Here is a 14,364-nt window from a genome sequence, read left to right as displayed (position 1 = left end):
ATATGGCGGTCGTGGCGAAGTGGTTAACGCATCGGTTTGTGGATCCGACACTCGGGGGTTCAATTCCCCTCGATCGCCCCATTAATTTTAAAACAAATGCTTGATGTTGGGGATTAGCCAAGCGGTAAGGCAACGGACTTTGACTCCGTCATTCTCAGGTTCGATCCCTGAATCCCCAGCCATTGTTATGCGGAAGTGGCTCAGCGGTAGAGCATCGCCTTGCCAAGGCGAGGGTCGCGGGTTCGATTCCCGTCTTCCGCTCCATAATTATGGCGCCATAGCCAAGTGGTAAGGCAGAGCTCTGCAAAAGCTCTACCCCTAGTTCGAGTCTAGGTGGCGCCTCCAGAATATTTTACAGCAGTATCGTACGTGCCCTTAGCTCAGCTGGATAGAGCGTTTGACTACGAATCAAAAGGCCAGGAGTTCGAATCTCTTAGGGCACGCCATTTTCACTGAATTGCGGAATGGCAGACGCTCGACTCAAAATCGTGAGCGGAAGTCAAAGATATAACCGCTAGAGCCTCAGTATTACTGGGTTCTTTAAAAACAGTTTCAGAAGTTCTCTCCTATATCTAGAGGAGCGATGGAGATCATCCAAATGTGCCGGCGTGGCGGAATGGCAGACGCGAACGACTCAAAATCGTTTGGGAAACCGTGGAGGTTCGAGTCCTCTCGCCGGTACCATCTTATAAATGACAGTTCATTAGAGTTATTTTCTCTGATGAGCTTTTTTTATATTGTAATGACTATATTCATGTGTTGGCTGATGCCGATTTGGAACTGAATTACAAGTGGTAGTTAATGTGAAAAGAATCAACTGGAAAGAAATGCTTCGTCTTATATTACAAACAGTAGTTTTAGAATACTCCATGCATTGGTCTACATTAATGGAATTCGTATCTCGACTAAATGTTCGCTTTCATTATTCACAATAAACGTACTAATAATTGAGGTCATGACAATATCGCCTCTTATAGACAATTTATGAGCTGCAATGTACTCCCTAATATTCGTGAAGACGTGTATGAGTTTGTCGTTTTCACCTTTATGATAGGCGACGATGCAGACGCCAAGGGGATATTCTTCAACGTTGGCATCGCCTCGGAACTCTTTTTCAAGAGGCAGGATGACCTTATCAATGTATTGATCATTCGTTGTATGCAAATATTTTTCGTTATAAATAAAGGTAAGTCCGTGATTATGACCGACCTCCGAGTAATTCGGGAAGCGGACTATTAATTCTTGTAATTTGGACTCGAAATCAAACCAGTCTCTGACGGTTTGGCAGTCTCCGATAACCCCTCGAATCGAACCGCATTCTTTAATCTCAATTTCATTCTTAAACTTTTCAGAATAACAACTCTTTTCCTCAATCGTATCTAAAATGATAGAAAACCTCTTCGCAACGGTTTTCATTTTAGCGATTTTTTCCTCGAATTGATTTTGTTGAATTTTAAGCTTGCGCATGGCTTCATTCAAACTTGTTATTTCCCTGAATTGCTTTGCCTCTTCCAGCGATAATCCAATCAATTTGAGAAATTTAATATGGTCAACTTCAAGAAATTGCTCTTCAGAATAATAACGGTAGCCATTTTGTTCATTTATGAGAGCAGGAGATAAAACGCCGATATGGTCATAATACCTTAAGGTTTGGGCATCGATCCTCTTTATTTTAGCAAGTTCTCCGATTTTGAACTTTTTCTTCACGCATTACGCCCCCTACACTGGACGATCCGAATTTTATCGACAGACGATTAAAGACCTATTGACCTTATGGTTACTATAAGGGTTATTCTACAAATGATCAAGGCAAGATCTAACTTACGAATGAAAGGAAGTGCGAGCATGCAACCCGTCCAAACATCATATACGTATCGCGACTTGGTCGAACGCTTGTTCAACCTTGAGGTGCTGGCCGATCCGCCTGTACCGGGCGAAAGAAGCGGAAGCTTCTCAAGCTTTGATCGAAGCTCTGTCTACAATGAGGATACTCGTCGCTATGAGAACTGGGGGGCGAATGACGATGGTGGCGGCTATATTCGTGGGGAAGATAGCGGTATTGTAGCCTGTGAATTAGAGGGGCCGGGAGTCATCTGGCGTGTCTGGTCGGCATTGCCGGGTGAGGGGCATATTCGGATTTATCTCGACAATAATAAGGAACCGGCCATCGACAAGCCTTTTCGCGATTATTTTGAAAAGTTCAGTGATGAGGGAAGTCCGGCGAATTTTCCGAATATAGCACCTACATTGTCTCGTGGGAGAAACAGTTATATCCCTATCCCCTTCCAAAAGCATTGCAAAGTGGTGCTCGACAAGGATTGGGGAAGCTATTATCACTTTACGTATACGCAGTTCCCAAAGGAGGTTCAGCTGCCGAATTTTACTGGAAAGTTCGACAAGGACTCCTCTATTGCTCTTGCAGAGGCGGATAGATTGTTGCAGGATCGGGGAAGGCACAGACCGCATCAGCATCAGCCGCATAATGATCGGACTATAAGCTTGCCCGTACCAGCTGGCGGTAAATCGGTTGCCCTGGACCATGCAGGTGCAGGAGCTATCTCCATGATCCGGATACGAACAGAGCTAGCTCACCAAACGGAGGAGCAGCAGCGAATTGCACTAAGGCAAATGGTAATCTCCATGAAGTGGGATCGTGAAGATAAACCGTCTGTCTGGGCGCCGCTAGGTGATTTCTTTGGCAGCGCTCCCGGAATTAAGCCATATCGCGCCTTGCCGCTGGGTATGGACGCAAATGAATTCTATTGCAACTGGTACATGCCCTTTTCGGAAGGCGCTATCATTGAAATTGCAAATGACGGCCTCGAACTGCAGACGCTTTTGATCGATATCCGGCTCGTTGACGTGACGAAGGAGCAGGCGGACAAGCTGCTGCGATTCCATGCCAAATGGCACCGGGACGCTTTTCTCGATTTGGAGAAGGAGCGGTTTGCGGAGGGCGGAGACCGATGGCCGGATTGGCCTCTGCTGCTGGCTGAAGGCCCGGGTCGGTTCTGCGGCGTTCATCTTCATGTCTATAATGCATGGAAAAAACCAGAACAAGATCCTGATACTTGGTGGTACGGAAGAGAGGACCGCAAAACAATCGATTGGTGGTGGGGAGAAGGAGACGAGAAGTTCTTCGTAGACGGTGAGACCTTTCCTTCAACTTTCGGAACAGGCAGCGAAGACTACATCGGGTACGCTTGGGCTGCTGAGCCGCCATTCCCCATGTTCGACAGTGCGTTTGCTTGTCAGCCCTATGTCGAAATCGACGGCAATGGCCATACATCAGTGAATCGGTTTCATATCTGCGATAATATTCCATTCATGCATTCATTCGAAGGCTTCATCGAGAAATATAAAGCGAATGATTGGGAGGATGGCAATCGATGCTTGTATGCCGCCACCGTGTACTGGTACCAGATTCGCGGAACGATAGACCGGTATGTGCCCATCGAACTACAAGAACGCATCGGTTATGACACGCTAAATGATGAAGAACCAAAATATATGAATGCCAAAGTGGAGGATTCGTTATGAAACAAAATCTATTCGCGCACTGGAGCTTTGACGAAGGCAAAGGCAATCGGGTTCGTGAGCAATGCACAGGACGTGAGGACAATATTCATTATGTATTTAATGGGGCGAAATATAAACCGACCAGTGACCCGCTTTGGGTGAAGGGGGTAACAGGCAATGCACTTCTGTTCGACGGTTACTCGACCTGGATTTCCGCACCATCCGATACGCGTACATTCAAGTCGTTCACGATAGAATGCTGGGTTGCGCCTCGTTCGTATGAGCACGGAGACGGGGGGAGACTTTCCACAATTGTCAATCAACATGACAGGGAGACGAAGTCGGGATTTGTGCTGGGAATGTTTCGACATGGCGCGTGGTCTTTCCAGATCGGGAACGGCGATGCGTGGTACGAGGTCTGGTCAGAGGCAGTTACGATCCCAAGAGATACGTGGTCGCATGTCGCCGCCGTATTTGATGGGTTGAATGGTCAATTAGTTCTCTATTTGAACGGAATACAAGTGGCATTGCGAAGTATTCCGAAACATTTTGAAATAAAGCTGCCGCCTATCGATCTGCTCGTCGGCAAGAACAATAATCCGAGTGTGCTGCAGGGCGTTTTTACAACCAATATGTTCAGCGGTATCATCGATGAGCTTCGATTGTACGATGCGGCCTTATCGGCTGAGGAGATCAATGCCGACTTTGGGCGACTACCAGACGCCAAGCCGGAAACGGTCCAGTGCAGAAACCGGTATGACGGCGACAGACATCGGCCGCAATTTCATTTTATTCCGCCGGAGCATTGGATGAATGAGCCGCATGGGCCGATGTACTTTAACGGTCAATACCATATCTTCTACCAGCATAATCCTCAGGGACCCTACTGGAATCAAATCCATTGGGGACATGCAGTTAGCCCAGACATGCTCCGCTGGCGCGATGTGCCGTTTGCCTTGTCTCCGGAAAAAGGCGAAATCGACCCTGATGGCTGTTGGTCCGGCGGGACGGCGGTCGATGACGATGGTGTTCCGGTTATCTTCTATGCCGCAGGAGACAAAAGAAAGGATCCAGACCAATCAGTAGCCATGGCGAGAAGTACATTCGGGCAGGATGGGAATAATGATCTGGTCGAATGGATCAAGCACCCGGAATATGTCGCAGTGTTGCCGGAAGGAGTAGGCCTTCGTGGAAATTTCCGGGACCCTTTTGTATGGAAGGAAGACGGAACATGGTATATGATCGTAACTTCCGGTATACCAGGAAAAGGCGGCACGGCATTGTTGTACACATCGGTAGACATGATCGATTGGACCTACCGCAATCCGATTTATGTCGGTGATTCGCAAAAGTACCCGAAGACAGGTGATGCATGGGAACTGCCGCTCCTGTTCCCTTTCTATAAGACCGATAAAGGTGAAGAGAAGCATATTTTCATCGTTAATCCCTGGTTCTTGCACGCAAGCCCGCACTACTGCAAATATATTTTCTACTGGATTGGCACTTGGGATCGGGACAGTCTGATCTTTATTCCTGACGATGAGGAACCGCAGGTGTTCGATGTGGGAGAGCATTGGATTGGACCAAGCGGGTTCGTGGATCCAAGCGGAAGAATCATTCTGTTCACCGTTATTTTCGCCATGAGCCCGAGAATCAGCCGGGATCTTGGTTGGTTTGGCAATGCTGGCCTTCCTGTGGAAATTGGCTTGCGTTCGGACGGTCGGCCAGGCATTAAGCCTGTCACGGAGCTTGAGACCTTACGAGGCCGTAAACTACTCGAATTGTCAGACCTCTCGCTTGATATGGCAGATGAACGGCTGAGAGCAATAAAAGGCGATATGCTGGAGATCAAGCTTGAGCTTAAACCTGGCGAGGCTGAACGGTGTGGGATCAAAGTTCGTGTGTCACCTGACGAGATGGAAGAGACTTTGCTGTACTATGACAGTTCGAATGGAAGATTCATGGCAGATCGAAACAAGTCGAGTTTGGAACCAGATGTGGAGAAAGGCATTGAAGGCGGCCCGGTAGATTTGGAAGGCGATAATCTTCAATTGCACATCTATCTGGATAAATCCATGATCGAGTCTTACATTAACGGAACAAAAAGTCTGACAACACGTATATTCCCGTTCCGGCATGATGCACAAGGGCTGAAACTTCTAGGTGATGCGTCCACTGCGGTCAAGTCGCTTGAGATATGGGAAATGAAGTCTGCCTACGACGATTGACTGGAAGAAAAGGGGACTTGATTTTGCGCACCCTATGTCAACTGACATAGGGTTTGCTTTTTTTTAAAACAATTGTAAATATCAATTATAATATAAAATGAAAGCGTTTGCGTATGTAGTGATGCAATTGTGCGGTTAAAAGCGCTTGTTGATAAGGTGGTGATAATATAACGAGGTCTAGCCTGAAACAATTCAGGAGATAAGGCAGGCGGCTCAAAAATAGGCTTTAGGGACGAAAAATACTTTATCGCTTATATTCGGAGCTACACCAGATCAATACCGTAAAAATCATGCATAGGAAAAACGATTCTACTAACCTCACGTGACGTATAAAGCTAGCACTAGAATATCGTTGACATGAAGGAACAGAATCGCTATGATAGACAAAAGTCTCTTATTTAAACGTTTACGTAAACGCTTACTTATTTAGTGTCTGTGTAGGTAATGCATTGGAATTAGAATCTTATCATGTACAAACGGATAGCAAACTATGATACATGCTAGCTGCGATTATACATAAGAACTAGAGTTATAGTATTTCATTAATTTAGTTGTTAATTTGACATATATGTAATATAATTCAAAGGTAAACGTTTACGTAGATGCGGAATAGAGGAGGTTGGCGATCGAATGTTCGATAAAATCAAGGAGATTCTTGCCAAAGTGAAGGAGGATGAGAATCTAACGGATTCCTTGCAACCAAATTCGGATCTGATCAACGAAGTCGGATTGGATTCCCTGCAAATGATCGGTTTCATTCTGGAGGTCGAAGAAACGTTCCTGGTTGAAATTGATTACGAGAATTTCGATTTGAAACATCTAAATTCGATTGAGACTTTTATGTCGTTCCTAAATCGACTGGAACCGCAACATGGATAGTGTTGTACATGCCGGAAGCTTTGACTCGGAAGCTTACTGGAAGGATGCATCCTCCAGCAAGCTGCCGGCTATCCTTGACGAACAAAGAGCGTATATCGTAATGGCGATGGATGAGTTGTTGTTTCCGTTTTGTACGCCTAATGACGGTTTAATCACACGGTTTTCGATAGATCATGCGCAAAGGGATTATCTCAATCGCATCGGATTTTCGTTCTCTCATTTAGAATGTGTAGATGTTCAACAGGGGGAGAACATTTTCCATCCTTTGCTTAGAAACATACACTACCAGCGGTGGCTGACACGTTTTCAGCGAATCGCTCCTTACGCGGTATTGGAGCAAACTACTGAGCTATTGCAGCTGAATTTCTTCGAACAAATACTCCCTTCATACGATGTTGTCAAGCATGTAAATTCGAAAATGTACTCAACGGAATTGTCCGATCAATTGACCGGTGTCAGACGGGGAATTCCGGTAACCAACGCAACCGAGCTGGCTGCTGTATGCGGCGAAATGCTGGCTGCGCACGGGGCGGCGCTGGTTAAAGATCCGTTCGGTGTATCTGGCAATGGGAACATCAAGCTCAAGTCTCACCATGCCATCGAAAGATTGACTGCCTATATACGTTCCCAAGAGCATCGAGGGAAGGTGACGACACTAGTCGTGGAACCACTGCTAAAGGTAGCACGTGATTTCTCCTGTCACTTTGAAATCGCTCCCGACGGCAGCACTTCCTTCATTGGCATGCAAGAAATTTTGAATCATCAATTTGTTTATCAGGGCTCTGCCGCAATGCGTGAAGATGAAAAGCATGAATTGGAACGCAAGGATTATTTTCAAGTGATGGAACAGGTAGGGCAAGCATTGAACCGGCAAGGATACTTCGGGCCGGTATGCGTAGACTCGATGCAGCTTATGGACGGGACCTTAATCCCAATCGTGGAAATTAACGCACGCAAGTCAATGGGACTGATCAATTTATATCTAAACCGAGCATTGTCGAACCGGCGGTGTCAGGGCGTCTTATCGTATCTGTCGGTAGGCTATTATAAGGAGTTGGATTATGGGCGATTCCTGCGCGAAATGCAGGACGCCAGCCTGTTGTATCCTCAATCGGGTGGAAGCGGAATTGTTCCACTCTCTTCTGCCGCGCTGCTGGTCAATCAGGAAGAAAGGAGAAAGGGAGGTTTCCGAGCCGAAGAGGGAGATCATCTGATTAAAGGACGGCTGTACATCTCGGTATTCGCTGAGAATTCGGAAGAGAGACAGAGGCTTGTGGCGGTGTTGCGCACTATACTAATGAAGCTGGACGTGTCGATTTATGATTGACTCTCCTAATCGTATGATCACGCTGCTCTGCTCCGGCAACTCCATGGGCGTCTATATTCCAGCCATTCAAATCCAATATCAGTGCCGCCGGCAGGGAGTCCCTGTCGAAGTCTGTGTGTTGGAAAATGTCTACCTCGATCAGGTTAGATCGAAGATACCCGCAACGCGGTCGGCCTTTCATAATCATTTCCAATTGGCCAAGAAATCTGCGCAATTCGCGCGCGATATCAGTAGTGCTTTGGACTCTATGAAAACAGAACGCTTGCTTAACGCATGGAAGCAAGAACGCCGGATAAGATTCGTCGCGTTCACTGGTTTTTGGATCCCATTGCTGGAAGCATACCGGGAGATGATGGACCCTACGCCGCTTGATGTTGAACTGCTCCGGATGGACGCCGGCGACTCCGTATCTTACGATTTATACGGAGAACGATGCAACGCTTTCAAGAATGTACGATTTTTCAGTGCGGAACATAATTGTATCCTGCGAGAGTTTCCGATTACAGACCTGCCTCCGGTACCCTTCAAGCAGCGAGAAACGGGAATCGTAGTACATGGTGGCGGCTGGGGGATCGGGAACTACCGCGAAGCAATGACACAACTTGCTGCAAGTCGCGATCGCGTCGCTGTGCTTGCATTTTCTCCCGAAGAAATCAATCCTCATAAGAAAATCACGCATTATATGCATGATCCGCAATGGCAGCCTTGGTTAACCAATGAAGATGGACAACACAGCTTTCCGCCGTTGGCGGTCGTTGAGCCTGGCGAAGACCTGTCTTACTACAACCGGAACCATTACCCACCACTATTCGATGTCATTCGGAATGCCAAAGCGATCGTGAGCAAACCGGGCGGCTATTCGCTTTTTGAGTCGTTTGCAGCAGCCACGCCGATCGTTTTTCTAGAGCCGTTCGCCAAGCATGAAGCTGTCAATGCGTCATTCTGGATCGGTCAAGGCTTTGGAATCTGGTTCGAACGATGGGCTGAAGATAATTTCTCTGATCGAAGCCTAGAGCCCCTCTATCGAAATCTGCTATTTGCTAAAGAAATAGAGTTCCCAGGAGGCCGATACTATGCAACCGAAAACTATGGCAAAGTTTGATCAAGACGTGTTTCACAACCTGAAACGAACCATTATGAACATGTCCCGTGCAAGCCGTGCCAGGGAAGCAAATCCCCGTTACGCAATGGAAATCCCGGAGGACGTTGGTATCAAACTGAATAATGGATGCAACCTTCGATGCAAGCATTGCTACGAATGGAATGAGGACGGTTTCCATTGGGATATGGCGAAGTCTGAGCAGAAAAGGGAAATCGACATCGACACGATTGACCGTATTTTAGCATTTACGTTCCCGAAGAAATCAAAGCTCTATTTATGGGGCGGAGAACCGCTTTACTATTCCAAGTTTGATTTGCTAGCCGAACGACTCGAGAAAGATATTCGGACAACGACGATTTGCACGAATGCGATTCTGATCGAGGAGAAAATGGACGCCATTCTGAAGTTTTCGGATGATCTGGTCCTACTAGTCAGTCTGGAAGGCTTCGAAGCGGAAAATGATGCGATCCGCGGCAAGGGAACATTCAAAAAGGTTATCCGGGCAATCGACACGCTGCTGGAATTGCAGAGGAAAAATATGTACCATGGCAAAATCTCGGTAAGCCTGACGATGAACGACGCGATGATACCCAGAATGTTTGAGTTCATGACCTATTTCGAAGAGAAGGGGATCGATTCCGTCTACTTTGTCTATCCCTGGTATATCTCGCCAGAATCCGCTCATGTGATGGATGTACACCTCAGCGAGCATCTGCAGTGGTTGAAACCCTACCAAAGCCATTCTTGCAGTTGGCATTCGTTCACGTATCGCATATCTCCCGATGCTGTTCCGCAGCTGCAGGAGGAGGTGAGACGGATAGCCGAGCATGTCTGGAATATTCGAGTCCGTTTCATGCCGGCGCTTAAGCAGGACGAAATCGGTCCGTTCGTTAAAGGGGAGCAGATTGTGGGCATGAACCGTACGAAATGCTTATCGATCTCTACCAGGATGGACTTCTTACCGAACGGGGACGTCACGCCATGCAAGTTCTTCCCGGAGCTCGCCGTAGGGAATATTCATGATCAAAGCATAGAAGAGGTTTGGCATGGGGAGAATTTCGGCAAGCACCGTGAACATTTATCCTGCGGACTGATGCCGATCTGCTCGCGATGCGGACTGCTGTACCACTACGGGCGATAATCGCGAGAAATAGGAGCCGAACATGGAAATCATTGCAGTGAAGGAACTGAGTAAGTCTTTCGAATATTACACCAAAGAACTCGGCGTAAGGAATTCCATCAAAAATCTCCTGTTTCGCAAAACGCTGATCAAAGAAGCGGTTCGGGACATTTCATTCCGTATCGACCAGGGTGAGTTTGTCGCCTTCCTAGGACCTAACGGCGCGGGGAAAACGACGACGCTAAAAATGCTATCCGGCATCTTGCACCCTACGAGCGGAAGCGTATCGGTAATGGGGTACAACCCGAGCGAACGCAAGAATGAATTCAAGAGAAAATTCGCCATCGTAATGGGGCAAAAAAGCCAATTGTGGTGGGATCTCCCGGCCATTGAATCCATCTTGTTGAACAAATACATCTACCAAGTCGAAGACGTTGCTTATCGCAAGTCGTTAGACGAATTGACGGAGCTGCTCCAAGTCCATCATGTGATGAACGTTCAGGTCAGGAGGCTGTCGCTTGGCGAACGAATGAAGTTGGAGCTTATTGCTTCGCTCATTCACAAGCCGCAATTGTTGTTTCTGGATGAGCCTACGATCGGGCTGGATATCGAGACACAGAAAAAAGTGAGGGATTTCCTGAAATACTACAATGAACAGCACAAGACCACGATCGTGCTTACCAGCCACTACATGAAAGATATCGAAGATCTATGCAGCAGATTGATCTTGATCTCGGATGGCCAACTGATCTATGACGGGAATCTTAAGGAAATGAATGGCGCGATGAATCAGACCAAGGTAATCAAGCTTAAGTTCACGGAACGCGTGAAGCTGGAACAGCTACAAACATACGCCGGAATTCGACATGCGGAAGATTACCAAGCGACGCTGGAAATCCCGAAGGAGCAGGTGAATGCTGTCTCCAGAGAACTTCTCGCCCGGTTGCCCATAGAGGATATCTTGATCGAGGACATACCCGTGGAAGAGATGATCGTGTCGATGTATCAAAGGAAGCGTGCGCAATGAGTTCATACGAAACGTATAACCGTATATTCAAACTCGGCATGCAATCGGCGTTGGAATACCGGATGGATTTAATCTTTTCTTTACTAAGCGCCTTTTTCCCGATCATGATCCAATATTTCATTTGGTCCGCCGTGTACGCGGATAATCCGGATCAGGCTTATTTCGGCTATTCCTACCATGAGATGATTATGTATACGATTTTTGCCGCATTCACGACTCGGATCGTCATGACTCATGTGGAACATGAAATGGCGCTGGACATTAAGGACGGACATCTTAACAGATATCTGGTGAGACCGATTAATTATTTCAGCTATCGTTTTTTTAATCTCATCGGACAGAAGATGTTTTTTAACTGCCTTATGGTTTGCGCGATTTTTGCCGTGTTGATATGTTATTCGATATATAACGGCACTCCCATGAAGCTCGAACGCTTCTTGCTTTTTTTGGCGGCTGTCATATTGGCGTTCATCCTGAACATGTTGATATCTTATGCCATAGCCGCTATAGCTTTCTGGCTGTCGGAAATTTCGTATTTTTTTGAGATGACCGGCTTGTTCGTCATTATTATTAGCGGCGGGATGTTCCCGGTCGATATCTTCGGTCCATGGGTGAATGCCATGTTAGACTATTCGCCTTTCAAGCTGACAATCTATTTCGCGGCGAATGTCGTCAGCGGACGACTTGCGAGAGAAGAGATCATCGCAGGCATTGGCATGCAAGGCTTATGGATCATTTCCATGTACATCCTTTCTCGCATCCTCTGGCGAATCGGAATGAAGCGATATCTCGGATTGGGAGGTTAAACGTTGTACGCGTGGTGGCATACTCTTAAGAACTACCTGGTTATCTACTGGCTGTTTGCGAAAAATTGCTTTATGGCTCAAATGGAGTACCGGTTTAATTTTTATCTAGGCATTGGCGTCGAAATATCCTATCTAATTGCGAAGCTATTGTATGTGGTTGTCGTCTACAAAACCGATTTGCATATTGGTTCGATTACTCCGGACGGCATCCTGTTGTTCGTCGGCACCTTTACTCTGATGACCGGGATCTATTCGGGATTGTTTTTCTATAACTCTTTGAAGATATCGGAATATGTGAGGGAAGGTACGCTGGATTTGCTCCTTGTAAAGCCGATTTCTCTGCAATTTCTCGTCACGCTTCGCTATATCCACTTCGGGACACCGATTCCGAACGTGATTGCGGGGGGCGTCATGATCGTGATCGGGTGGAATGCCTTGGAGATCCCGGTTACTTTCTTTCATCTTTTTGCATATGGGTTGTTTCTTGGGGTAGCTACCATTTTGGCCTATTGCTTAATGTTCTTGCCTGCCTTGCTCTCCTTTTGGTTCGTGAATACGGGAGGGCTAGGCATGATCTTCTATTCCATATGGGATGCGAATAATATGCCAATGGCAATCTATTCCAAATGGGCGCGCCGCATTGGCATTTATGTACTGCCATTTATGGTCATTACGAACTTCGGCCCTCTATTGATTATGCAGGAACTAAGGGTCGATCAGCTCATATGGGGCTTATGCGTTCCGATTATCATGCTCGTAGGCTTTCGGATGCTCTGGAAAAGGGCGATCAGCAACTACAGCAGTGCTAGCGGATAAACGTCGAGGAAGGAAAGTATGATAGCGGTTTTTTTTGTTTGTCCCTTTTGCAAATCCGCAGTAGAAATGAAGACTTAGTCCGAATTGCGGGAGGCTATTTCCTCATTCCGTAGAATACCCGGTCTTGCTGCCGTATCCGAAGAACTGGCGAAAGCAAACAGTAACCAGAATGCTTGAGACCATTAACCAATCGCTCGAAGAGAAAGGCCGCGGCTGCCTCAATGTGTCTCATGGAAGAAATGAAGAATGGAACGCGCTTATACAGAATCGTACAGTTAGTAAAACCGGTCTAAAGGATGGTAGCTATGCAGAAAATTCTACCCATCAATTTAAATACGGGTCTTACAACGGATTGCTGGCATTTTATGAAGCTCGCGCCGCTCCTAGCCGATGATCGTTACGTCCCATGGTTCGTTGAACGGTTCATCGAACTCGAAATGGGCATTTGGGAAGGGGATCCGATACAGGATTTTTGGATTCAATATTATCGATTGGAGCATTACGATTTAGAACTTCTATATCAAGGCGTGTTGGAATTCGAACATTTCGAACAACGCGACTTCTCTGCTATCGTAAAAAGTACCGTGGATCGTATAAGCCAAGGAGGTTATGTACTCTTAGGGTGCGATAACTATTACATCCGCAAGTCGGAATATTACCAGAAGCAACATTGCATGCACGAGTATTTGTTGTTCGGATTCAATCAACAGGAGAGATTCTTCCATACCCTTGCGATGAAGGGGAATCGATGGACGACAGAAACGGTTTCCTTCGATGAAATCGAACAAGGGTTTCAATCAGGACTGAACCATATGCGCGGTGATTTTGTAGGGCACTACCGCCTGTTTCGCTTCGGTATGCCGGCGACCTCTTTTAAGGGCGTGCCTCAGCCGAAAAGCAGACCGAATATGTATAAAATACTAGAGTCTGTCGAGAACTGTTTATCGGGTGGGACCAGACATGTTGTTATGGGGGAAAAAGACGGAACAGGGACGGGACCTCCCAAAAAATTCGTAGAATGGTCCGGGATGTCGATATACGATGGGTTGCAGAATCGGATAAGCGCCTGCATTGAAGTGTATCCTTCTTTGTTGATGGACAGAAGCATTATTCTCGGCATCAAAAAACTGTGCGAAAATAAGCGGGGAATCTTCAGCCGTTTACAGTACTTGGATCAGCATCATTATATTCGACTGCAAAATCGCCATATAGAGATGTTAAACGAATTATGTGGCAGCCTGGATAAGTTGCTCTTGCTATTGATTGTCTATCACCATCGGCCTGGAAGCGAGAACTTGCGTCTTATCAAGAAACGTATTCAATTGTCGGAGCAATTGGAACAACAGGCTTTGAAGGGAGCCTTTCAAGTCCTGTATGAAGGTCTTAATAGGACGATTGGTTCGTGTTAAAAGGGGAATACCCACTAGAGCTCGATAGAATTTTGGTAGTGAAGACTGATTCTCACTTAACCAAATGAATCGGCTCTTTTTTTTTTGCAATAAGGCAGAAATAATTTATTAATTCTATACACTCATCAAAA

General features: G+C 46.5%; 11 protein-coding genes and 6 tRNA genes. 16 read left to right on the top strand and 1 reads right to left on the bottom strand.

Translation table 11 applies throughout. The features are described from left to right. The first annotated feature begins 5 nt into the window (after positions 1-5). The 6 genes from FHS16_RS20970 to FHS16_RS20945 all read left to right on the top strand — a co-directional run bounded on the left by FHS16_RS20970 (position 6) and on the right by FHS16_RS20945 (position 684). A tRNA-His gene (locus FHS16_RS20970) sits at positions 6-81 on the top strand. 26 nt (positions 82-107) lie between these two features. After that, positions 108-182 (top strand) — tRNA-Gln (locus tag FHS16_RS20965). Between the two features lie 7 nt (positions 183-189). Beyond that, a tRNA-Gly gene (locus tag FHS16_RS20960) sits at positions 190-264 on the top strand. 7 nt (positions 265-271) lie between these two features. Further along, positions 272-345: transfer RNA gene (locus FHS16_RS20955), tRNA-Cys, on the top strand. Positions 346-369: 24 nt separating this feature from the next. Beyond that, a tRNA-Arg gene (locus FHS16_RS20950) sits at positions 370-446 on the top strand. Between the two features lie 156 nt (positions 447-602). Next, positions 603-684, top strand: a tRNA-Leu gene (locus FHS16_RS20945). 195 nt (positions 685-879) lie between these two features. On the opposite strand, the gene FHS16_RS20940 is transcribed toward FHS16_RS20945, so the two are convergent. Continuing rightward, entirely contained in the window at positions 880-1,707 is an 828-nt protein-coding gene (locus tag FHS16_RS20940) for a MerR family transcriptional regulator (RefSeq protein WP_183567215.1), read from the bottom strand. A gap of 138 nt (positions 1,708-1,845) precedes the next feature. Between FHS16_RS20940 and FHS16_RS20935 the strand changes: the two genes are divergently transcribed. The 10 genes from FHS16_RS20935 to FHS16_RS20890 all read left to right on the top strand — a co-directional run bounded on the left by FHS16_RS20935 (position 1,846) and on the right by FHS16_RS20890 (position 14,233). Next, positions 1,846-3,540 (top strand): glycoside hydrolase family 172 protein, encoded by a 1,695-nt coding sequence (locus FHS16_RS20935; RefSeq protein WP_183567213.1) that lies wholly within the window; start codon positions 1,846-1,848, stop codon positions 3,538-3,540. Further along, positions 3,537-5,747 carry a GH32 C-terminal domain-containing protein gene (locus FHS16_RS20930; protein ID WP_183567210.1) on the top strand — a complete coding sequence of 737 codons (2,211 nt, stop codon included), beginning with the start codon at positions 3,537-3,539 and terminating at the stop codon, positions 5,745-5,747. Before FHS16_RS20935 ends, FHS16_RS20930 begins: the two co-directional genes overlap by 4 nt. 630 nt (positions 5,748-6,377) lie before the next feature. Then, the gene (locus FHS16_RS20925) at positions 6,378-6,626 is read left to right on the top strand and encodes an acyl carrier protein (RefSeq protein WP_183567207.1); all 249 of its coding nucleotides are present in this window, start codon (positions 6,378-6,380) and stop codon (positions 6,624-6,626) included. Beyond that, the gene (locus FHS16_RS20920; RefSeq protein ID WP_183567204.1) at positions 6,619-7,953 is read left to right on the top strand and encodes a hypothetical protein; all 1,335 of its coding nucleotides are present in this window, start codon (positions 6,619-6,621) and stop codon (positions 7,951-7,953) included. Before FHS16_RS20925 ends, FHS16_RS20920 begins: the two co-directional genes overlap by 8 nt. Further along, positions 7,946-9,055, top strand: a complete 1,110-nt coding sequence (locus FHS16_RS20915; protein WP_183567201.1) for a hypothetical protein — start codon at positions 7,946-7,948, stop codon at positions 9,053-9,055. Before FHS16_RS20920 ends, FHS16_RS20915 begins: the two co-directional genes overlap by 8 nt. Beyond that, positions 9,027-10,196, top strand: coding sequence for a radical SAM protein (locus FHS16_RS20910; protein WP_183567198.1), 1,170 nt, complete (start codon positions 9,027-9,029; stop codon positions 10,194-10,196). Before FHS16_RS20915 ends, FHS16_RS20910 begins: the two co-directional genes overlap by 29 nt. A 22-nt stretch (positions 10,197-10,218) precedes the next feature. Next, positions 10,219-11,202, top strand: a complete 984-nt coding sequence (locus FHS16_RS20905; RefSeq protein WP_183567195.1) for an ABC transporter ATP-binding protein — start codon at positions 10,219-10,221, stop codon at positions 11,200-11,202. Further along, positions 11,199-12,008 carry an ABC transporter permease gene (locus FHS16_RS20900; RefSeq protein WP_183567192.1) on the top strand — a complete coding sequence of 270 codons (810 nt, stop codon included), beginning with the start codon at positions 11,199-11,201 and terminating at the stop codon, positions 12,006-12,008. The genes FHS16_RS20905 and FHS16_RS20900 overlap by 4 nt, the downstream gene beginning before the upstream one ends. A 3-nt stretch (positions 12,009-12,011) precedes the next feature. Next, the gene (locus tag FHS16_RS20895) at positions 12,012-12,824 is read left to right on the top strand and encodes an ABC transporter permease (protein ID WP_246431872.1); all 813 of its coding nucleotides are present in this window, start codon (positions 12,012-12,014) and stop codon (positions 12,822-12,824) included. A gap of 305 nt (positions 12,825-13,129) precedes the next feature. Next, positions 13,130-14,233 (top strand): histidine phosphatase family protein, encoded by a 1,104-nt coding sequence (locus FHS16_RS20890; protein WP_183567189.1) that lies wholly within the window; start codon positions 13,130-13,132, stop codon positions 14,231-14,233. The last annotated feature ends 131 nt before the right edge of the window (positions 14,234-14,364 follow it).

The sequence above is a fragment of the Paenibacillus endophyticus genome, from assembly GCF_014192395.1.
GTDB classification, from domain to species: Bacteria; Bacillota; Bacilli; order Paenibacillales; family Paenibacillaceae; genus Pristimantibacillus; species Pristimantibacillus endophyticus.
Note: the sequence above shows the minus strand (reverse complement) of the source record. Positions and strands in the feature narration are given on the sequence as shown.